Genomic DNA, 22,167 nt, shown 5'->3' on the forward strand with positions numbered 1-22,167 from the left:
AGCCTTTTTATGACAGCGAAATTGAACATTCCTGCCAATACCGCGATTGGTGCAACCCTTCTTGTCTTATTGCTCGTTCCTGGGCTGTATTTTGCTAAGCCAATCTTGTTACCTATTGTGCTTAGTACCTTTATTTCTCTGTTATGCAGTCCTTTCATTAACTATCTTGAAGACAAAGGTTTACCGCGCGCGATTACCGTCGTGGTGACTCTGTCATTCTTGGTTGGTGCTTCAATTATTGGCCTTGCTGCCATGTCGGAGCCTGCCAAGCAGTGGTGGTCTGAACTGCCCAGTATCGTGAAAAATGTGTCGCAAGAAGTGAGCGAAGTGACTCAAGCCTCGGCGGATCACCTTAATACGCCGCTGAATATTGCCAGCGATATGGGTATGGATGAAGTCGGGAACAATACCGTATTTTCTTTGGTGAAGACACTCGCGACCACGACGCCGACCATTTTGACACAAGCGATGATCGTGCTGTTTATGGTTTATTTTATGCTCAATCACGGACGCAGCTTATTTCGAAAGTCAGTGTCGTACTTGCATGGGTTTGCCAAGCAGCGCCAAGCGATTGAACTGGTCAAAGCACTACAGAAAGACCTATCTCGATACATTGGCACTATCACGTTAGTGAATGCGGGACTTGGGTTGAGTGTTGGGGCGGTGTTTTTTGTTTTAGGCCTTGAGGATCCGTTCTTGTGGGGTGCGTTTGCTGGCGTGATGAATTTTGCGCCGTATCTCGGCCCAGTCATCTCCATGGTGAGTTTCGGTTTTGTGGCTTATCTGCAGTTGGAGTCGGTCAGTTTTATGCTCACTGTGGTGTCTATCTATTTGTTGATCAACTTGATTGAAAGTCAGTTTGTCACGCCAACGTTATTAGGGAAAAGATTCAATTTAAATCCGTTAGTGATCTTCGTTTGGCTCGTGTTCTGGGGTTGGCTTTGGGGCGGTATGGGGCTCTTAATCGGTGTACCGCTATTGGTCTGCATTAATATTTTGGTTGAGCGTCTGGAGCTGTGTCAATCAACTCAAAGTCAACCAAGCCAAACCATCCCCGAGGATGTGGCTCCACGAGAATGACTTGGGCGACAAGCTGGCTCAACGAAAAAGTTTTTCCGCACTTACTGGTCGGCTAAAAAGATACCCTTGACCGTAAACACAGCCTTTTTCGAACAAGTAATCGGCTTGCTCCTGAGTTTCTATTCCTTCCGCTACGACTTTCAATGACAGTGTTTTGCCCATGGCGATAATCGCATTCACAATCGCATTGCTATCGCTATTGCTGGGTACATCACTGACAAACGAACGATCAATTTTCAGCTTATTGATGGGTAAACCTTTCAAATAAGACAAAGACGAATAGCCTGTGCCGAAATCATCCAGAGAAATCTCGATACCTAACCCTCTTAGTTGATTTAACGACGCAATGGCTTGTTGAGGGTCGATCAGTAAAAAGCTCTCGGTGATCTCCAAATCCAGCCGTTGAGCAGGGAAACCAGTTTGATTGAGGATATCGCTCAATCTCTGAATGAAATTCGATTGCTGAAGCTGTAATGCCGACACATTAACCGCAATTCTGCCAAACTCAACGCCTTGTTTCAGCCAAGCATTTCCTTGCTGACAAGCGTGTAGCAAGACCCACTCGCCAATGCTTTGGATAAGCCCCGTTTTTTCTGCAATTGGAATAAAGTCGGCTGGTGGTACAAGGCCAAATTCGGGGTGCTGCCAGCGTAATAAGGTTTCAACGCCAACAATCGCATGTTGCTCCAAGTTATATTGTGGCTGGAACTCTAATCGAAGTTGCTGTTTTTCTATCGCTTGATGCAAAGCAGATTGAATGCGCACATGGGATACCGATTTATCGGTTAAATCTGGTGAGTAAAATGCGTAGCCGTTGCGCCCATTTTTCTTCGCTAAGTACATCGCCGTATCTGCGTTTTTGAGTAAGGTTTCGCTGTCTTGGCCGTCTCTTGGGTATAAGGCTATGCCAATACTGGTCGAGACGCGCAGTGAGTCGTGATTTGCCAAGTCGAACGGTTGTTGGAAAACGCTGAGAATATCGCCGACGGTTTCCAGCAAAGCCACATCACTGTGGACGTCCGGCAAAATGATCACGAACTCATCGCCGCCAATACGAGCCACATGCGCATTTAAGTGAAGAATATCTTGCAGACGGATAGCCAACTTAGACAGCAACTGATCACCACAAAAGTGACCCATGCTATCGTTGATGTGCTTGAAATGGTCGATATCCAGAAATAGGGTGGCAAACGTCTGTTGGTTCTTGTGCCCGGTTTCAATGTGTTGCTCAAGCAAGCTAAGTAAATGTGTGCGATTAGGCAGATTCGTTAACGGATCATAAAAGGCCATGCGCTGTAGTTTTTCTTCGTGTGCTTTACGCACGGAAATATCTTCAAATACACAGATGTAGTTAATGAGATGATTTTTATCGTCCATTACGGCACTAATGGTCGCTAACTGCGGGTAAATGCTGCCATCTTTCTTTCGGTTGATGAACTCGCCTTTCCATTGACCTTTGGTTTCGAGCTGATGCCACAACTGTTTATAGAAGCCTTGGTCATGATGACCAGATCGCAGAATTCTGGGGTTCTTTCCAATCACCTCTTCAGAGCGATAGCCGGTGATTTGAGTAAAGGCTGTGTTTACATCAATGATGTTGGCATTGCGATCAGTAATGACCATGCCTTCTTGTGAGTTATTAAAAATTTTGGACGCCAATGAGAGTTGCGTTTCGACCATTTTCCGGCGTGTGATGTTGCGCGTCATGCCCAGAATGCCAATTAAGTTTCCGTCATTATCACGGACAGGAGACTTAATGGTTTCTAGCCAAGTTGGGTTATTGTTTTCATCAATTTGGCGGCATTCTTCGACGATGTTCAGCGTGCCTGTCGCCACGACCAAGTTATCGGCCTCAATGAACTTCTCTGCTCGCTCGTGGCTAAATAGTGCGAAATCATCTTTGCCGATGATCTCACTATTGGTCTTTTGCCACGCATTTTCTACGCTTCGGTTGGTCATCGAATAAAGACCATCCATGCCTTTTATCCAAATATGGTCTTCAAGGCAGTCGATAAACTCTTGCAGCGTCGGTAATGGTGTGGTCGCTGCAGTTTGATGGCGTGTTCGTTCTTGCTGGTAGTGTGAGCTGATATCAAAGCTCATTCTTCCCACTAATGCACTCAGCCAAGCAGAGACTACCGTGATTTGATCGTCAGGGTGAGTCAGCGCCAATACGGCAAACAGATCGCCATTTGGTAGCCAAATTGGACCTATGCTCAAGGTTTGCTGTCCAAAGGATGTGTGGCTTATCGTCAAGTCTGTCGGTGTAAATTGAGCGGCAACTTGCACTACCACTTCGACGATAGCGCGATGATTTTGAGCCGAGGTGGACACCTCAGTTGATAGCCACTGCTGGGTATCGCTCAGAGTATAAAGTTGTCCCTGAGCTTGAGTAGCATCACAGCATTGTTGCAGAGCCTGTTGCCAGTCTGCCATCAAAGGCGAAGGAATAGCGAAGCGAAACATAATTAATAACGTGTCCTGAAGCGCCCAAAGATAGTGGTATTAGAATCTAGCTTAAGCTATTGGGCCGTGTTGGTATCGTATCCAACGCTTAGGTAATTCCCAGCAGCGTAAGGCGCTTTCTATCATTAAACTGTTAGCTATATCTCTTTTTTATCCAACTCATTGCATCGTTTATTGAGGTTTTTTGTTCATCATTGAGAAGTGCTCATGGCTTTGGTTTTTTTACCCCACGATACTTGTTGGACCACTAATCCACTGATGATCAGTATTAAACCAATCAAGGTTGATGGATGAATTTCTTCACCAATGATGGTTGCCAATAGCATCAGTGAGATGAATGGCGAAGCAAAGATCAGATTACTGATGCGGGCTGTGTTTTGCGTCGATTTGAGGGCGCTTAGCCATAGGACGAAAGTAATCCCCATTTCAAATAGCCCGACATACGTCACCGCTGCCCAGCCTTTAATTGAGATTGCCTGCCAGCTCGCACCTTCATAAATACTTAAACCAATGGCAAATGGAATAGCGACCAAAAAACCAAGTAATACACCAACCACAGGGTCGGCCTTATTTTTGGTGTTTAAAATCCAGTAACCAGCCCACAACAGTGTCGATAACAGCGCCAGTCCCACGCCCAACGGGCTCTCGAATTGCATGCCGAGAACATTGCCCTGCGTGGCAATCACAATCACGCCTACATAGCTAAAACCGCAAGCGAGCCAATCTTTAGCACGGATCTTCTGCCCTAAGAAAACAGCAGCCATTAGCGTCAAGGTAATGGCCCAGCTGTAGTTGATCGCTTGGGCTTGGGATGCAGGCAGCAAGTCATACGCTTTAAAGAGAATGACGTAATACGCCAAGGGGTTAATCAACCCAAGCAGTAGGTAATACCAAGGATTTGAGAGGAAGGTGGCACTTAACTGGCCCAACTTGCCTTGCACACCACAGATTATCGTCAGCGCAATCGCAGAGACGATACTGGCAATGCACAGCATTTGGATTGGCGTAAATTCTGCCAACGTGAGTTTAAATGCGGTTGCAACGGTAGACCAAAGTAATACTGCTGAGAGCCCAAATCCTAGGGCGCGACGCTCGTTCATGATGCCTCTGCGTGATGATGTGCCGCTCGGTCTGGTTCATTTGAGCGGAAGAAAGAATATTATAGGAAGGCCTAGTGTATGCGAGGATTTTTCATCCAACAAACTGGACATTTATCCAGTGTCTAAATACCATTGTTATAGATACAAAACACAGGCTAACTCGCTATTATGCAATGGATTCTTGAGTACCAATCTCTCATTCTCTCTTCTCTTTGCGCTGCCACGCTTAGTGGTGTCGCCGTCGGTTGGTGGGTGAAACAACGTTTTATCACCCAAACTCAGCTTCTCGAACAACAACTTGTTTCAGAAAAGCAGCTTCACCAACAGCAGCTTGAACAGGTTAAACAAAGCCTTGCTGATGCCCAGCAAGAGTTGGATGAATTAGATGATGAGCGCGATAAAGCTGCGTTTGAAGTACGCCAAACACACGGAAAGCTGATGGCCGCAATGGAAAAACTGCGTTACTTCGAGGCTGTAAAGCAAGAGCGCCAGCAATACTTTGATGAGCTTGGTCAGATGCGTGAGCACAAATCACGTCTAGAAACGCAACTACGTGAGCAGCAAGCACGTCATGAGCAAATCAACCAAGCCAATGCCGAAAAACTGCAAATTCTAGAGCAAGCGGAAGCACGTCTGAAACAGCAATTTGAGCACTTGGCCAACCAATTGTTTGAAGAAAAAACCGCGAAGGTCGACTTGCAAAACCGTCAGAGTTTGGAAGGTTTGTTGTCACCGCTCCGAGAGCAGCTAGAAGGATTCAAAAAGCACGTTAATGACAGCTTTAGCCAAGAAGCTAAAGAGCGCCACACCTTAGTGCATGAGCTCAAAAACCTGCAACGTTTGAATGAGCAAATGACGCGAGAAGCGGTTAATTTGACCCAAGCGTTGAAAGGGGACAACAAGCAGCAAGGTAATTGGGGTGAAGTGGTGCTCGCTAGGGTGCTTGCCGAGTCTGGCTTACGTGAAGGGCACGAATATCAGACTCAGGTGAATTTGCAAAATGAAGCAGGCAAGCGCTACCAACCTGATGTGATTGTTCATCTCCCACAAAACAAACAAGTGGTTGTGGATTCCAAAATGGCGCTGGTCGCCTATGAGCGCTATTTCAACGCCGAAACTGATGCCGAGCGAGACCAGGCTTTGAGTGCGCACTTAGCCGCACTGCGTGCGCACATTAAGGGTTTAAGCATGAAGGACTACCACAAACTCAAAGGTATTCAGAGTTTGGACTATGTGCTGATGTTTATTCCGGTTGAGCCTGCGTTCCAAGTTGCGATTCAAGCCGATCCAAGCTTGATCAAAGACGCGATGGAGCAAAACATCATTTTGGTGAGCCCAACAACGTTGCTGGTGGCACTGCGCACCATTGATAATCTATGGCGCAATGAACGCCAGAATGAAAACGCCAAAATGATTGCGCAGCGCGCGACAAAACTCTACGACAAATTACGATTGTTTGTGGACGACATGGAAGGGCTCGGCGGTGCGCTGGATAAGGCGAATCAAAGCTATCAAGGCGCAATGAACAAGCTTGCCACAGGGCGCGGGAATGTGATTCGTCAAGCCGAAAGCTTTAAGCATCTTGGGGTTGAAATCAAACGACCAATTTCTTCTGACCTCGCACAGTTAGCGCAGAGTGATTCATTTTCAGAAAATGACCCGTTAGTAGAAAGACATCCGGCTGAGGATAAAGTAAACTAATCGCCCGCAGTGCAGTGGGCGATTTTATTTGTCAGCAAACGCCCCGCAGAGAGAAAGCGCTGCCTAAGAGGAATTAGAATGACGGACACAAGTTTGCAATCCAATACAGCGTTAGAGAATGAAACCACTCACTTTGGTTTCTCTACAGTGGCAAAAGACGAAAAAGTGACTAAGGTTGCCGAAGTATTCCACTCCGTGGCAACAAAATACGACATCATGAATGACCTGATGTCTGGTGGTATTCACCGCCTTTGGAAGCGCTTCACAATCGATTGTAGTGGCGCTCGCCCTGGCCAACGTATTCTTGACCTAGGTGGTGGTACGGGTGATTTAACGGCGAAATTCTCGCGTATTGTTGGTGATGAAGGCCATGTCATCCTTGCCGATATCAATAACTCAATGCTTAATGTTGGTCGCGATAAACTGCGCGATAACGGAATTGTGGGTAACGTGCATTACGTTCAAGCCAACGCAGAAGAACTGCCGTTCCCTGATGATTATTTTGATGCCATCACCATCAGTTTTTGTTTGCGTAATGTGACTGACAAAGACAAAGCGCTTCGTTCAATGTTCCGCGTATTGAAGCCAGGGGGCCGTCTATTGGTGCTAGAATTTTCGAAACCAGTGCTAGAGCCGTTATCGAAAGTATACGACGCATATTCATTCCACTTATTGCCGAGAATCGGTGAGCTAGTTGCGAATGACTCAGAGAGTTACCGCTACCTAGCGGAGTCAATCCGTATGCATCCAGACCAAGAAACGCTGGAAGGCATGATGCAAGACGCAGGTTTTGAAAACACCAAATACTACAACTTAACTGGTGGTATTGTGGCTTTGCATCGCGGTTATAAATTCTAAGGGTTAACGGCATGCCATTTGAACCACTTATCACCGCTGTGATTGAAACGTCACTGAATACTCTGATCAAAGACGACCCTGCATTGGGCCGTCGTTTAGCGCGTCTAAAAGGTCAAGTTATTCAAGTTCACCTGAAAGAGATCAATAAAACACTGACGTTCGTTTTTAGTCAGCAAATTGATGTGCTCGGTCATTACGAAGGACAGCCAAACTGCTATCTATCGCTCAACTTGAGCGTGTTGCCAGAGCTGCGTGACCAGGCCAACATCACTCGCCTTATTAAACAAGATAAACTTGAGCTTGAAGGCGATATTCAATTGGCGCAGAAATTCTCTCAGTTGATGGTGGATTGCAAGCCAGATGTTGAAGAGTGGTTGTCTCGCGTGACTGGCGATGTCGCCGCACATACCTTTGTGCAAGGTTCAAAAAACATAGGCAACTTCCTCGTATCTCAAGCAGAAAAACACCAGCGTCATCTTGCGCAAGTAGTGACTGAAGAGTGGAAGTTGGCACCTGCTCCTCTAGAAGTGGCGTATTTTTGCGACCAGGTTGATGAGGTTCGCAGCCAGGCTTCTCGCGTTGAAGCTCGCTTGACTGCTTTGCTGAATAAGCTGGATGCAGATAAGCCGGCATTGGAGAAACCATGACGCCAGCAGAACTAAAGCGCTTATACCACATCGCCAAAGTACAACTGGAATACGGCTTAGATGAGCTGCTTCCCGATCACCAACTGACTAAAGCTCCGTTATTACTGCGCAAAAGCCTGTTCTGGATTAAGAACAAGCATCCAGAAAAACCACTCGGTGAGCGCCTGCGTTTAGCGTTGCAAGAGCTGGGACCAGTTTGGATTAAGTTCGGTCAGATGATGTCAACGCGCCGTGACTTATTTCCTCCGCACATTGCTGATCCCCTGGCTTTGCTTCAAGACCAAGTGGCGCCATTTGATGGTGAGCTAGCAAAAAAGCAGATGGAGCAGGCATTAGGTGGCCCGTTAGAAAACTGGTTTACCGAGTTTGATATCAAACCACTGGCGTCTGCGTCGATTGCTCAGGTGCATACTGCGCGTTTAAAAGACTCTAACCAAGAAGTGGTATTAAAGGTTATCCGCCCAGATATTCGCCCGGTCATTGATTCAGATCTAAAACTGATGCACCGAATGGCGCGTATAGTCGCCGGAGCGATGCCTGAAGCACGTCGTTTGAAACCGGTTGAAGTTGTACGTGAGTACGAGAAAACATTGCTTGATGAACTCGACTTACGACGTGAAGCGGCGAATGCCATTCAGTTGCGCCGCAACTTTGAAGGCAGCGAAGAATTGTATGTTCCTGAAGTTTTTCCTGACTTCAGTAATGAAACTGTCATGGTTTCTGAGCGAATATATGGCATTCAAGTCTCTGATATTGAAGGCTTGAAAGCAAATGGCACCAATATGAAATTGCTCGCGGAGCGCGGCGTGAGTGTGTTCTTCACTCAAGTGTTCCGAGACAGCTTCTTCCATGCCGATATGCATCCGGGGAACGTGTTCGTCAAACCAGAACACCCAGAGAACCCAATGTGGATCGGGCTAGATTGCGGAATCGTTGGTACACTTAATAGTGAAGACAAGCGTTATCTGGCGGAAAACTTCTTGGCGTTTTTCAATCGAGACTACCGCCGAGTGGCGGAGTTACATGTGGACTCAGGATGGGTGCCTGCCGATACCAATGTCGATGAGTTTGAGTTCGCGATTCGCATTGTGTGTGAGCCTATTTTTGCTAAGCCACTGTGCGAAATCTCCTTTGGTCATGTGCTGTTGAATTTGTTCAACACGGCACGTCGATTCAATATGGAGGTTCAGCCACAGCTTGTATTGCTGCAAAAAACGCTGCTGTACGTGGAAGGTCTTGGTAGGCAGTTGTACCCTCAGCTTGATTTGTGGGAGACCGCAAAACCATTCCTTGAAGAATGGATGATGAATCAAGTTGGGCCGCAAGCTTTGGTGAATGCGATTAAAGATCGCGCGCCATTTTGGGCGGAGAAGCTACCGGAACTGCCAGAGCTGCTTTACGATAGCCTGAAACAAGGTAAAGCGATGAACCAACGAATGGATCAGCTTTACCAAGGGTATCGTCAGAGCAAGCGCCAGCAGGCGACAGGAAAGTTTTTATTTGGCGTTGGCGCCACTTTAGTCGTATGCTCGGCAATATTGGTGAACAATGCTTTTGAGCAGCTTTCGTTGGCCAGCGGTATCGCAGGTGTCACATTTTGGCTGCTTAGTTGGCGAGCTTATCGTCAATAGACGTTAAACTCTTGAAATATTTTTGTTTATTTAAAGACCCGAGGTAAAGAGAATGGGTGGTATCAGTGTTTGGCAACTTCTAATCATTGCTGTAATTGTTGTATTGCTATTCGGAACTAAGAAACTACGCGGTATCGGTGGCGATCTGGGTGGTGCCGTTAAGGGCTTCAAAAAAGCGATGAGCGAAGATGAACCTGCGAAAAATGACAAAGACGCAGACTTCGAACCAAAAAGTCTAGAAGAGCAGCAGAAAAAAGAAGCTGCTCCTGAAACGAAAAAAGACAAAGAGCAGGCGTAAAACGTGTTTGATATCGGTTTTTGGGAACTGGTATTAATATCTGTTGTTGGTCTGGTCGTTCTTGGGCCGGAGCGTTTGCCTCATGCTATTCGCAGCGTGTCTCGCTTTATCGGTGCCGCTAAGAGTATGGCAAATAGCGTCAAAGACGAATTGTCACACGAGCTGAAAGTCCAAGAGCTGCAAGAAAACTTGCGCAAAGCAGAGCAAATGGGGATGGATGATTTGTCCCCTGAGTTGAAATCTTCAGTCGAAGAATTGAAGAAGGCAGCGCAATCTGTAAATCGTCCTTACGCAAAGAACACCGATTCAGAGGCTGAGCCTGTAAAAACAGAGTCAGCAGCAGAAAAGGTAGAGAAAGCGGAAGAGAGCAAGGTTACAGCGGCAGATAAGAAAGCCGAATAGTCTCATTAGGAGGAGCTACTAGTGATTGGTAGCTCCTTTTTGATCTGGTTTTTAATAAGAGGTTTGCCATGTCTACCGTCGAGCAGACACAACCTTTAATTAGTCATTTGTTGGAGCTTCGCAACCGACTACTGCGCTCAATTTTGGCAGTGTTGGTGGTGTTTGTCGGACTAATTTATTTCTCTAACCACATTTACGAGTTTGTTTCCGCACCTTTAGTAGAGCGTCTACCTGAAGGCGCGACCATGATTGCTACGGATGTGGCTTCACCCTTTTTCACGCCACTGAAGTTGACGTTAATCGCTTCGGTATTTATTGCGGTGCCGTTTATTTTGTATCAAGTTTGGGCCTTTGTTGCTCCTGGCTTATACAAACATGAGCGTCGTTTGATCATGCCGTTGCTGTTTTCCAGCTCACTGCTGTTTTATTGCGGTGTGGCATTTGCGTATTTTGTGGTGTTTCCACTAGTTTTTGGCTTCTTTACTGCTATCTCATTGGGTGGTGTAGAGTTTGCGACCGACATTTCTAGCTATCTCGATTTTGTCCTAGCACTATTTATGGCGTTTGGCATTGCGTTTGAGGTGCCTGTTGCGATCATTTTGTTGTGTTGGACTGGTGCCACCACTCCAGAAGATCTAAGACAGAAACGGCCTTATATCATTGTGGCTGCGTTTGTCGTTGGTATGGTATTAACACCGCCAGACATGATCTCACAAACCTTACTCGCCATTCCGATGTGCTTACTGTTTGAAGTCGGTTTATTCTTTGCGCGTTTTTATACGCGTCGAGGCGAAGAGGCAGAAGCGGAAACCGAAGAATAAGTTTACTGTAGATGTAAAAAGCGGCTCAATTGAGCCGCTTTTTTTTGCGGTTGGTTTGTTTCTTGGGCTAATTACTTAACTTTCATGACGTAACCACACTTTGTGCATACGTATACTTCCTTGATGCCCAGCAGCTTTTGAAAAAAACTGCGCGGTACGCGTTGTAAGTAAGCACCATGTGTACACACTTCAACTTCCATATTCATGCTGTTTTACATTTGTGCTAATTAATGGGCATAAAGCAGTATAGAAAAAGAATATGTCTAATTGTCGACAGTTTTGCAAAACAGACGAAGTAAAGTGGTGATATGAGAGGTAAGTAGAGTTGCTAGTTAATTATTATGTTTATCAATAACTTTGTGTGGGTTGTTCTATTATTTCAATAGGTTGAATCATTCATTCAATAGTTTAGGTAATAAAAAAGCGACGTTGATTTCGTCGCTTTTTTCAATTTTCGTGAATTAAATATTAAACAGCTTTTTGGCATTTTCAGTCGTTATTGCATCGATAGTTGCGACATCGACATCACGCAAGTCGGCAACACGTTGTGCAACGAGAGAAGTGTAGGCTGGTTCATTACGCTTACCACGGTGCGGTACTGGCGCTAAGTATGGACAATCGGTTTCTAAAATGACCCACTGCATATCCAAATGTGGAATGACTTTATCCATCCCGCCATTCTTAAAGGTCGATACGCCACCCAAGCCTAAGTGGAAGCCTAGCTCATTGATTGCTTGCGCTTCTTCTAAGCTGCCTCCAAAACAGTGGAATACACCACGCAGACGACCATCTTGCTCTTGTCTTAGCAAAGTGAGTGTTTCTTCAATCGAATCACGAGTGTGGATAACGACTGGTAAATCCATCTCTTTTGCCCAGTTTAGCTGAGTCACGAATGCCATCTCTTGCTTGGCGCGATAGGTTTTGTCCCAATACAGGTCGATACCAATTTCGCCCACCGCAATAAACTTGTGTTTCTCAAACCAGCCGCGGATGATTTCCAACGTTTGCTCAACGTTGTTATCCACATAGCAAGGATGGAGTCCCATCATTGAGTGGCACACGTCTGGATACGCCGCTTCGGTTTGTAGCATGGGCTCAATAGAGTCCAGATCGATGTTTGGCAACAGGATCTTATTAATGCCTTGCGCTAAGGCGCGTTGTACTACTTCATCGCGGTCGTTATCAAATTCGCTGGCATAGATGTGCGCGTGGGTATCGATCATCGTTACTCTCTGTGCTTCATGGTTGGTTTCGTATTCGAAGTATACTTGAGTGTGAGTGCTGGGTCATTTTCAGTTTTTTTCATTACCTTTTTCCAGATTGTCACTCGCAACATGCATCAAGAGTGATATGATTTTGTTCACCAGATGATTTGATCATCATAACCGTCCAGACAAGGAGAAAATGGTGTCTGTATCAATTCAAGGTCCATTCCCTGCACGCCGTATGCGTCGTTTACGTAAGCACGATTTTAGTCGTCGTTTGATGGCTGAGAACCAACTTTCTGTTAATGATCTGATTTACCCAATGTTCATCCTAATGGGTAAAGATCGTCGTGAGAGCGTGGAGTCCATGCCGGGTGTAGAGCGTTTGTCGATTGATTTAATGCTAGAAGAAGCGCAATACCTTGCAAATCTAGGCGTTCCAGCAATCGCGCTTTTCCCTGTCGTAAACCAAGACGCTAAAAGCTTATGTGCTACTGAAGCCTACAACCCAGAAGGTTTGGTTCAGCGAGCAGTACGTGCGCTTAAAGAACATATTCCTCAAATCGGTGTGATCACAGATGTGGCACTTGACCCATTCACGACGCACGGCCAAGACGGCATCATCGATGAAGATGGCTACGTAATGAATGATGAAACCACGGAAGTACTGGTTAAGCAGGCTTTGTCTCATGCAGAAGCGGGTGCTGACGTAGTCGCGCCTTCAGACATGATGGATGGCCGTATTGGTAAGATCCGCGAAGCATTAGAAAATGCGGGCTACATTCATACACAAATCATGGCTTACTCGGCTAAATACGCATCGAACTACTACGGACCATTCCGTGATGCGGTTGGCTCCTCTTCAAATCTAAAAGGCGGCAACAAGAAAAACTACCAAATGGACCCAGCAAACATTGATGAAGCGATTCACGAAGTGGCGCTAGACATCAATGAAGGTGCGGACATGGTGATGGTTAAACCTGGTATGCCATACTTAGATGTAGTTCGCCGAGTAAAAACTGAACTTCAAGTACCGACATTTGCTTATCAAGTATCTGGCGAGTACGCGATGCATAAAGCGGCGATCATGAATGGCTGGCTCAAAGAGCGCGAAATTGTGATGGAATCACTACTGTGCTTCAAACGTGCAGGTGCTGACGGCATCTTAACGTACTTTGCGAAAGATGTGGCTGAGTGGTTGGCAGAAGAGAATGCACAAACTGCTCAACACCTAAATCGTACTCCGGAAGCGACTGAAGAGTAATTATCGCTCAGTGAGAAACACCAGACCAACAAGAGTTGTTCGTCTGTATATACCCAAGTAACCTCAGGCGGATTACAACAGTAACAATCCAAGGTGCTTGGGTATTTTTATTTTGGAGAAGAGAACAATGACAATGCTGATTCGTGAAGGCACATTGGAAGAAGCACTTCAAGTTGTGGCACGTGTTACCGAATTTTCGAAAGGAGAAACGGTAGACTCCATGACTCAACGTTTAGAAGAGAAAAACAGTTTAATCCTCGTTGCAGAAAAAAATGGCACGATTGTCGGCTTCAAAATAGGTTACGAATTAGAGGATGGTGTTTTCTATAGCTGGTTGGGTGGTGTCGTTTCTGAGGCTCGAAATGAAGGCGTGGCACAATTGCTTTTGGAAGCACAAGAAGATTGGGCGGCTGAGCAAGGCTATAACACGTTAAAAGTGAAATCTCGAAATCAGTTTCCTGCTATGCTTCGATTGTTATTGAGAAATGGCTATATCATTGAAAAATTTGAAGAAAAAATTAATCTTCGTGAATCTCGAGTTCATTTCATTAAAGCGATGTGAAAATAAATGAGATTTTTTCTCATTTAACTGTTGACTACGAAATGAGAATCATTATTATTAAACCTGTCTTAGGGAATGAGGAAGAGTTCACAAGGACGTTGAATGACTTATTAACAGAAGTTGATTAACTGAAAGTTGAGAAGTGATGAAACATTTTTCCGAGAACTTGCACGAATTCTTTTTGACACGACATTGCTCACATTGCTTCCAGTGTAATTTATAGCTTCTTGGTTAAGCTGCTCTATTTACAGAATTTGCTTTACCACTTCTGCTAGGCGACCCCATTCGGGTCGCTTTTTTCTTTTCTACGATTTCTATTTGACGTCACTATTCGTATTTTTTCCACACACGATGATCATTTAAGGATCGTTGATCTTCTCGCCGTTTTATAAAATAAACATTTAAAAACAATAGCTTACCTTGTGTGTTTTTTGTGTTTTCTATCATTGGATAACCAGTGGATAATTTCTATAAACAGAGTTATCCACAGGGTGAGGTTGTCTTCGTGAATAAAATCGAAAAATTTACGCGACCTAGATCGAGCGAACAAGATAGATTCGGATCAGCAGTCATGGCATCCTAGGCAGATCTCTCAAGTACTGAATTGGATACAGACAATTATGGCAAGTATTCCTGAAAATCCGTTGATCCTTATCGACGGCTCTTCTTACCTATATCGCGCTTTTCACGCCTACCCGGGCACCATGAGCAATGGTGAGATTCCAACTAATGCCGTTTACGGTGTCGTGAACATGTTACGCAGCATGATGCGTCAGTTTGCGTCTGAGCGCATCGCGGTGGTTTTCGATGCGAAGGGAAAAACCTTCCGTGATGATATGTATGCAGAATACAAAGCTAATCGTCCGCCAATGCCGGATGATCTGCGTTGCCAAATTGAACCATTGCACAATGTTATTCGCGCGATGGGTTTACCACTGATCTGTGTTCCTGGTGTCGAAGCGGATGACGTCATTGGTACGTTGGCGCATCAAGCATCACAAAAGGGCATGCCTGTATTGATCAGTACTGGTGATAAAGACATGGCGCAGTTGGTGGATGATAATATTACCCTGATCAACACCATGACGAACGTCGTGATGGATCGTGAAGGTGTGGTTGAAAAGTTTGGCATTCCACCTGAGTTAATCATCGACTACCTAGCGCTGATGGGCGATAAAGTAGATAACATCCCTGGTGTGCCAGGCGTGGGTGATAAAACAGCGACCGCACTACTGCAAGGTATTGGCGGTCTGACTAAGCTGTATGAAAATCTCGATGACATTGCTGCGCTCGGTTTCCGTGGTTCTAAAACCATGGCGAAGAAGCTCATCGATAACAAAGAAAATGCCATGCTGTCGTACGAGCTCGCGACCATTAAATTGGATGTTGAACTTGAAGAAACGTCAGAATCACTGCTGAAAGCGGAACCAAATAAAGACGAACTAGTGAAGCTGTATGGCCAACTGACGTTTAAATCTTGGTTGAACGAACTACTTGAAGGCGGTTCTGGGTCGGTAGAAGCTGTTGAGCTTGCTGGCTCTGCTCAAGCCTCTGCTTCTCATGCCGAGATGGAAACTTCCGCAGTGACAATCGACCGCAGCCAATATGAAACGATTCTGGATGAAGAAACCTTCAATGCGTGGCTAGATAAACTTCAAACGGCCGAGTTGTTTGCGTTTGATACGGAAACCGACAACCTAGATTACATGCTAGCGAACTTGGTTGGTCTGTCATTCGCTGTCGATGAAGGCATTGCGGCTTATGTGCCTGTTGCACATGACTACCTAGATGCACCTGAACAGCTTGATCGTGATTGGGTTCTAGAACAGCTTAAGCCAATTCTTGAAGATGCAGCGAAAGCAAAAGTTGGTCAAAACTTAAAGTATGATGCGTCTGTATTGGCTCGTTATGACATTGAGCTAAAAGGTATCAAGCACGACACGATGTTGGAATCGTACATTTACAACAGTGTCGGCGGTAAACACGATATGGACAGCTTGGCGCTTCGCTTCCTACAACATAGTTGCATTTCTTTTGAGCAAATTGCAGGTAAAGGCAAAAATCAGCTTACGTTTAACCAAATCGAGTTGGAACAAGCATCGCCATACGCGGCAGAAGATGCGGATGTGACCCTTCGTCTGCACAATCGCTTGTTTGCGAATATCGAGCAGGATGAAAGCCTGAAGACAGTGTACGAAGAGATTGAAATGCCGTTGGTGCCAGTTCTTTCGCGCATTGAACGCACCGGGGTCTTTATTGACGAAATGAAGCTGAGTGCGCAGTCGGTAGAGATTACCGCTCGCCTTGATGAGCTTGAAAAGAAAGCGTATGAAATTGCAGAGCAAGAGTTCAACATGAACTCGCCAAAGCAATTACAAGCCATCCTATTTGAAAAAATGGGTTTACCGGTGGTGAAGAAAACGCCATCAGGTACACCATCGACGAATGAAGAAGTGCTGCAAGAGCTTGCCTTAGATTACCCACTGCCAAAATTAATTTTGGAATATCGCGGTTTGGCGAAGCTTAAATCGACGTACACGGATAAGCTGCCGAAGATGATCAACCCAACAACAGGGCGTGTGCATACTTCTTACCATCAAGCGGTAACCGCAACAGGTCGTCTATCTTCTACCGATCCGAACTTACAGAACATTCCAATTCGTAACGAAGCCGGCCGTCGTATTCGCCAAGCGTTTGTCGCACCAGCTGGCCATAAAATCTTAGCGGTCGACTACTCGCAAATCGAACTGCGCATCATGGCGCACCTTTCTGGCGACCAAGCGTTATTAGATGCCTTCCGTGATGGTAAAGACATTCACGCGGCAACTGCGGCAGAAATTATGGGTCTGGATATTGAACAAGTATCCAGTGAGCAGCGTCGTCGTGCTAAAGCCGTTAACTTCGGGCTTATCTATGGCATGAGTGCATTTGGTTTGGCGAAGCAGCTTGGTATCCCTCGCGGCGAAGCACAAGCCTACATGGATAAATACTTTGAGCGTTACCCTGGCGTTATGCAGTACATGGAAGACACGCGCAGCACGGCTGCAGATAAGGGCTATGTTGAAACGATTTTTGGTCGACGTTTGCATTTACCAGAAATCAAATCGCGCAACGGGATGCGTCGTAAAGCTGCTGAACGTGCGGCAATCAACGCACCGATGCAAGGTACGGCTGCGGACATCATTAAGAAAGCGATGCTGTTGGTTGATCAGTGGATTCAGGAAGAAGGCAATGGCCGTGTGAAGTTGTTAATGCAAGTACACGATGAATTGGTCTTTGAAGTTGAAGAGTCATCATTGTCCGAAATTGAAAGTAAAGTACAGAAATTGATGGAATCTGCAGCAGAGCTAAAAGTACCGTTGGTTGCAGAAGCAGGGCACGGTGACAACTGGGATCAAGCTCATTAGTCACTTTTAGACCAAAATAACCAATTAATTATGAGCCAGCGCACAAACGCTGGCTTTTTTTTGCGATTAAAAAAGCTAGCGCAAAGTTAACTTTGATGTTGCTTAATAAAAATTTCATGAAAAAAAACTACAAAAAATCTTTGCAATTCTGACCAATTGTTGTACATTAATACTCGTAGGGTACAGAGGTAAGATGTTCTATCTTTCAGACCTTTTGTTTCACGTTATTGGATTAGGCTGATTCAGCCGCCCCAGTCAGCTTTTGACTGGGGCGTTTTTTATTGGGCGAAAGAAAATTTTTCTTTTTGTTCAATGTGTTGGGTTGGTAACGACTTGTCTTTATATTTCTCCCACCTTTAACCTATTGTCTACACTCCAATTTTCTTCAAAAACTCGCAAACTATTCAGTCTGTAAATTTATGCCAATCACACTATGATTTTTTCTTGAAGGAAACTAAGTTGACGTGAAAGTGGGTAGATTTCTGTCTAACTTGTTGAATTGTATTTTCTTTATTGGTTATGGTTGTGAGTTAATTAAGCGAAAGCTAAAGTTAGGCGGCTTTTTAAGCTATTGAAATCATCCGATAGTTCAGCAATGCTTCGTCACATAACAATAATTACCAATTTTTCTCTCCCGTTATCCCTGCCAGGAAGGTGGGGATTTTTATTGCCTGTTATTTAGCTCAGATAAACAAAAGCCCCACCAAATGGTAGGGCCGTGTCGAAAAAATTTAACAAATATTGTTAATTATTCTTCGTCGCTTGCTGGGGTATCCAGTTCGCCTTCTTCTATCAGGTGTGCGAGCGCCGGTGCAAACCAGGTATCTAGTTTTGCACGCAGCTGATCAACGCCTAATCCTTTAAGGGAAGAGAACACATCAACGGAAACGTCGCCACCGAAAGTTTCCACTTGTTTGCGAACTTTCAGCAGGGTTTGTTTGCGTGCGCCACTTTTTAGTTTATCTGCTTTGGTTAGCAAAACTTGCACAGGAATGTGGCTATCGATGGCCCAGAAAATCATTTGCTGGTCGAGATCTTTCATTGGATGACGAATGTCCATCAGAACCACTAAGCCTTTTAGGCACTCGCGTTTCTGTAGGTATTCACCTAAAGATTTCTGCCATTTGTTTTTCATCTCTACCGGTACTTGAGCAAAACCGTATCCAGGTAGATCGACAATGTGACAACCTTCTTCTACTTTGAAAAGGTTGATTAATTGCGTACGACCAGGTGTCTTTGATGTCTTGGCTAAGCTTTTTTGATTAGTTAGACGGTTAAGTGCACTCGATTTACCAGCGTTTGAGCGTCCTGCAAACGCAATTTCGACACCTTCGTCTTCCGGTAGGTGACGAATATCGGGTGCGCTGGTGATGAAATGCGTATTTTGGTAATGAATTTTTACGCTCACTGTTAACTCCATCTCGACTTTGTGTAGTCGATTGATTACTTTTTTGTGAAAATGTGTAAAATAACCGTGCTCGGCATAAGGTCGCCTATTGTACCATGAGTGTACGCGGTATGTTCACATTCCGTGGTACTGGAAGCTTGATAATTATAATGGAATGTCATGAAGAAATTAGCGCTAATTTTGAGTCTTTTAGCCAGTTGCTCAGTATGGGCCCAAGGTAATATTGAGGCTGGTAAAGCAAAATCACAAACCTGTGTCGCCTGTCACGGAGCAGATGGCAACAGTGCAATAACAACGTACCCGAAACTCGCAGGCCAACACGCTAAGTATCTTGAGAAGCAGTTAAAAGAACTTAAGCTAGGCATGACAAGTGGTGGTAAACAAGGTCGTTACGATCCTGTAATGAGTGGTATGGCAATGCCACTGAGCGATGAAGATATCGCAGACCTATCTGCTTACTACGCTTCGCTACCAGTTTCAGAAAACTCAACACCTGAAGATGTGGTAGCAAAAGGCAAAACGCTTTATACCGCTGGTGATGCCGAGCGTGGCCTAACCGCATGTATTGCATGTCATGGTCCTCGTGGCAATGGTACTGAGCTTTCAGGTTTCCCGAAAATTTCTGGTCAGCATGCTGACTACATCAAAGCTCAGCTAGAAAAATTCCGTGATGGCGACCGTGGTAATGATATGAATGCCATGATGCGCGACATCGCGAAGAAAATGACAGACGAAGATATCGAAGTGCTGTCTAAATACGTTGGCGGTCTGCACTAATATACCTAAATCGCTCAAGATCCTGCATCTTGAGCTGGTTGGGTAGATGTCCCTACATCGTTCGAGCAACTTATACAAAAATGCCCTAGTGAATTCGCTAGGGCATTTTTGTTCGTGACAAATATCACAGTCGACTTTGAGTTCGAAAGCGATAGTTAGCTCGGTAGTTTGTGAGACATTTGCCATACTTGAGGTTGGCTTTTTCTTGTTGGTGTTTTTAAGTTTTTGATTAAATGATAATTTTGATATTTTTATAAAAATAGGCGGATTATTTTTTCAACCCATTACTTGTGAGCATCGCGGGATGGCGTAAAGTAGAAGTTGTTCACAGGGGGTGAATGTAAGGATTTAAGACCACGGTTTAGGTCTCCAAGGATGTAGCTCGGATGCTTGGTGATTTAGAAAGGGATTTAGATAGGTAGGGAGCCTATCTGATAAGGATGGTCATCTCGTCTGACGGTTAAGACAGTGAAACGGATCAGGCACAGGAAGTTGCTCAGTAGACAGGAAGTAAACGGATAGCCAAAACTCATCAGGAAGATGAAAAACAACTCTTTTTGGCAGGGAAAGCTCGAAAAACAAAGGGATCATTGGTGCACCAAATGTGTGCAACACAGTTTCGCCAATTGATGGCACTTAGAAAGCGACAGTCTGACTGTCGCTTTTTTTATATTCTTTTCTCTTGGTAAGTCGCAATCTGAATTACGATTACTGCACTTATTTACTTCGATGGGTTGTAAACAAAGTTTTTTAACAAAAATTGCTGAAAAAATGCGCAGTAACACTCCAATCTGAGTTCACTTTCTGGTATGTTTCGCATCCCTGTTTGAGGAAGTCAGCATGCATACCTGTCCTTTATGCCAAAATCAGCGTACTCACCACTATTTTGAAGATAAGCGACGTGAATATCTTCAATGTGAGCAGTGCAGTTTGGTGTTTGTGAATCCAGACCAACGTTTGGATGCGGAAACCGAAAAAGCTCACTATGATTTGCATGAGAACAACCCTGAAGATTTAGGTTACCGACGCTTTTTGTCGCGTATTGCTGACCCGATCACAGAGCGAATTTCTCCACAATCAAATGGTATCGACTTTGGTTGTGGTCCTGGCCCAACGCTTTCCTTAATGTTGGAAGAGGCGGGGCACAACATGGCGTTGTACGACCTCTACTACCACCCTGATACGTCGGTTTTAGAAAAAACGTATGACTTCATGACAGCAACAGAGGTGATAGAGCACCTCTACCACCCAGACTTGGTGTGGAAGCAATGGTTGAATTTAGTTAAGCCAGGGGGCTGGATAGGCCTGATGACGAAAATGGTCATCGACGTGGAGGCTTTCAAATCATGGCATTATAAGAACGATCTCACTCATGTAGTGTTCTTTAGTCGTGACACGTTCCAGTTCCTAGCAGAGCGGGATAAGCTCGAACTCGAATTTATTGGTAATGATGTAATTTTACTGAGGAAACCCCAGTAATGAGCCGTAGTAAAAAATCTAGAAAGCCAGGTGCCGCTGGCGCACCTGAGTTTGTTGTAACTCGTAACCGTACAGAATCTGATGTGGAAGGCCGCCTACGCAAGCGTGCTAAAAAGCGCAAAGGCTTGAAAACGGGTAACCGTAACTCAGAAGTTAACGAGCAGAAAAAGCAAGCTGCTGCACAAAACCGCGACCCGCGTTTAGGCAGTAAAAAGAAAATTCCTCTGGTTGTTGAGCCTGCGAAGAAAATGACGAAGCAAGAGCGTCGTTTGTCGGCAGAGCAAGAACTAGAGATGCTAGAAAATGACGCGCAATTGAACGTGTTGCTAGACCGTATTGAAGCGGGTGAAAACCTAGGCACAGGTCTACAGAAATACGTCGATGAGAAGCTCGACCGCATTGAGAAGTTAATGGACCAACTAGGTTTGTTGGAACCTGAAGAAGAGGAAGACTTCACTGCTCCTGCTGAGAAAAGCACGCGCAATGATGATGACTTGCTGGCAGATTTCGACGACATTAACTTCGACGACTACAAAGGATAATTAAGCTATGAATGTAACCTTATTAGCTATTGCTGGTGTTGTGATTATCATCGCACTTGCTTCTTATGCAGGTTACCTTCTGCTTCAATTGAATAAGCAAAAGGAATTGCAGCTAAAGCATCAAAAATTGGCGATAGATAAACGTAACGCCAACATTTTTGAGAATGTGCATACCTTGTGTCAGGCGGGTATTCAAGGCCAATGCGATTTATCTGAAATCAGTATTCGTGTGTATAACATCATGGATTATGTACAAGGTGAAGACCGTGTCGATTTTGATAAAACGTACCCAGCAATTTCTGAGCTTTACCATATCGTGAAAGATATGGCGCGTGGTGAAGAACGCCAACAACTTGCCAAGAAAGAGCGTATGCAACAGAACTTGACGCGTCATAAAGCGGAAAGCCGCCTCACTGATGCGATCATTGAAGAGCTCAAAGTGTTGCAGAAAAACGTCCAGCCACTGAATAATCAAATCAATATTCAGATGATTTAATAGTTACCCCCAATGGTTTCCTT

General features: G+C 45.0%; 19 protein-coding genes. 15 read left to right on the forward strand and 4 right to left on the reverse strand.

Translation table 11 applies throughout. The annotated features are described in order from the left end of the window. The first annotated feature begins 9 nt into the window (after positions 1–9). Positions 10–1,080, forward strand: coding sequence for an AI-2E family transporter (locus J8Z23_RS00460; protein ID WP_005394430.1), 1,071 nt, complete (start codon positions 10–12; stop codon positions 1,078–1,080). Positions 1,081–1,098: 18 nt separating this feature from the next. Here J8Z23_RS00460 and J8Z23_RS00465 read toward each other — a convergent pair whose 3' ends face one another. Continuing rightward, positions 1,099–3,546 carry an EAL domain-containing protein gene (locus J8Z23_RS00465; protein ID WP_104971124.1) on the reverse strand — a complete coding sequence of 816 codons (2,448 nt, stop codon included), beginning with the start codon at positions 3,544–3,546 and terminating at the stop codon, positions 1,099–1,101. A 191-nt stretch (positions 3,547–3,737) separates the two neighbouring features. Further along, entirely contained in the window at positions 3,738–4,646 is a 909-nt protein-coding gene (locus J8Z23_RS00470) for a DMT family transporter (protein ID WP_006741770.1), read from the reverse strand. A gap of 168 nt (positions 4,647–4,814) precedes the next feature. Here J8Z23_RS00470 and rmuC point away from each other — a divergent pair, with 168 nt between their 5' ends. The 7 genes from rmuC (at position 4,815) to tatC (ending at position 11,004) form a co-directional block, all read left to right on the forward strand. Continuing rightward, a complete protein-coding gene (gene rmuC, locus J8Z23_RS00475) occupies positions 4,815–6,347 on the forward strand; it encodes a DNA recombination protein RmuC (protein ID WP_005394435.1) in 1,533 nt (510 codons plus the stop codon). Positions 6,348–6,425: 78 nt separating this feature from the next. Beyond that, positions 6,426–7,205, forward strand: coding sequence for a bifunctional demethylmenaquinone methyltransferase/2-methoxy-6-polyprenyl-1,4-benzoquinol methylase UbiE (gene ubiE, locus J8Z23_RS00480; protein WP_005394436.1), 780 nt, complete (start codon positions 6,426–6,428; stop codon positions 7,203–7,205). Positions 7,206–7,216: 11 nt separating this feature from the next. Then, complete coding sequence (locus tag J8Z23_RS00485) at positions 7,217–7,852, forward strand: ubiquinone biosynthesis accessory factor UbiJ (RefSeq protein WP_104970025.1); 636 nt, start codon at positions 7,217–7,219, stop codon at positions 7,850–7,852. Beyond that, positions 7,849–9,483: a ubiquinone biosynthesis regulatory protein kinase UbiB gene (ubiB, locus tag J8Z23_RS00490; RefSeq protein WP_104974618.1), complete on the forward strand. Its 1,635-nt coding sequence runs from the start codon at positions 7,849–7,851 to the stop codon at positions 9,481–9,483. Before J8Z23_RS00485 ends, ubiB begins: the two co-directional genes overlap by 4 nt. Before the next feature lie 52 nt (positions 9,484–9,535). After that, positions 9,536–9,781 carry a Sec-independent protein translocase subunit TatA gene (gene tatA, locus J8Z23_RS00495; protein WP_005382958.1) on the forward strand — a complete coding sequence of 82 codons (246 nt, stop codon included), beginning with the start codon at positions 9,536–9,538 and terminating at the stop codon, positions 9,779–9,781. Positions 9,782–9,784: 3 nt separating this feature from the next. Further along, positions 9,785–10,183, forward strand: coding sequence for a Sec-independent protein translocase protein TatB (gene tatB / locus J8Z23_RS00500; RefSeq protein ID WP_012841229.1), 399 nt, complete (start codon positions 9,785–9,787; stop codon positions 10,181–10,183). A gap of 68 nt (positions 10,184–10,251) precedes the next feature. Beyond that, on the forward strand, positions 10,252–11,004 hold the full coding sequence (gene tatC, locus J8Z23_RS00505; protein WP_005394442.1) for a twin-arginine translocase subunit TatC: 753 nt from the start codon (positions 10,252–10,254) through the stop codon (positions 11,002–11,004). A 461-nt stretch (positions 11,005–11,465) separates the two neighbouring features. Here tatC and J8Z23_RS00510 read toward each other — a convergent pair whose 3' ends face one another. Further along, positions 11,466–12,227 (reverse strand): TatD family hydrolase, encoded by a 762-nt coding sequence (locus tag J8Z23_RS00510; RefSeq protein WP_104971128.1) that lies wholly within the window; start codon positions 12,225–12,227, stop codon positions 11,466–11,468. Positions 12,228–12,411: 184 nt separating this feature from the next. Between J8Z23_RS00510 and hemB the strand changes: the two genes are divergently transcribed. The 3 genes from hemB to polA all read left to right on the forward strand — a co-directional run bounded on the left by hemB (position 12,412) and on the right by polA (position 17,442). After that, positions 12,412–13,473 (forward strand): porphobilinogen synthase, encoded by a 1,062-nt coding sequence (gene hemB / locus J8Z23_RS00515; protein WP_031777176.1) that lies wholly within the window; start codon positions 12,412–12,414, stop codon positions 13,471–13,473. A 127-nt stretch (positions 13,474–13,600) separates the two neighbouring features. Next, a complete protein-coding gene (locus J8Z23_RS00520; RefSeq protein ID WP_301644322.1) occupies positions 13,601–14,035 on the forward strand; it encodes a GNAT family N-acetyltransferase in 435 nt (144 codons plus the stop codon). Between the two features lie 620 nt (positions 14,036–14,655). Further along, positions 14,656–17,442, forward strand: coding sequence for a DNA polymerase I (polA, locus tag J8Z23_RS00525; RefSeq protein WP_434634422.1), 2,787 nt, complete (start codon positions 14,656–14,658; stop codon positions 17,440–17,442). Positions 17,443–18,190: 748 nt separating this feature from the next. Here the strand turns inward: polA and yihA are convergent. Continuing rightward, positions 18,191–18,850: a ribosome biogenesis GTP-binding protein YihA/YsxC gene (gene yihA, locus J8Z23_RS00530; protein WP_005394452.1), complete on the reverse strand. Its 660-nt coding sequence runs from the start codon at positions 18,848–18,850 to the stop codon at positions 18,191–18,193. Between the two features lie 159 nt (positions 18,851–19,009). Here yihA and J8Z23_RS00535 point away from each other — a divergent pair, with 159 nt between their 5' ends. The 4 genes from J8Z23_RS00535 to J8Z23_RS00550 all read left to right on the forward strand — a co-directional run bounded on the left by J8Z23_RS00535 (position 19,010) and on the right by J8Z23_RS00550 (position 22,144). After that, on the forward strand, positions 19,010–19,627 hold the full coding sequence (locus tag J8Z23_RS00535) for a c-type cytochrome (protein ID WP_005379248.1): 618 nt from the start codon (positions 19,010–19,012) through the stop codon (positions 19,625–19,627). An 840-nt stretch (positions 19,628–20,467) separates the two neighbouring features. Further along, a complete protein-coding gene (locus tag J8Z23_RS00540) occupies positions 20,468–21,106 on the forward strand; it encodes a class I SAM-dependent methyltransferase (protein ID WP_005394454.1) in 639 nt (212 codons plus the stop codon). Continuing rightward, entirely contained in the window at positions 21,106–21,648 is a 543-nt protein-coding gene (gene yihI / locus J8Z23_RS00545) for a Der GTPase-activating protein YihI (protein WP_005394455.1), read from the forward strand. The genes J8Z23_RS00540 and yihI overlap by 1 nt, the downstream gene beginning before the upstream one ends. A 7-nt stretch (positions 21,649–21,655) precedes the next feature. After that, a complete protein-coding gene (locus J8Z23_RS00550) occupies positions 21,656–22,144 on the forward strand; it encodes a DUF2489 domain-containing protein (RefSeq protein WP_434634428.1) in 489 nt (162 codons plus the stop codon). Positions 22,145–22,167: the final 23 nt, after the last annotated feature.

This window comes from Vibrio sp. SCSIO 43086, from assembly GCF_051132235.1.
Lineage (GTDB): Bacteria > Pseudomonadota > Gammaproteobacteria > Enterobacterales > Vibrionaceae > Vibrio > Vibrio diabolicus.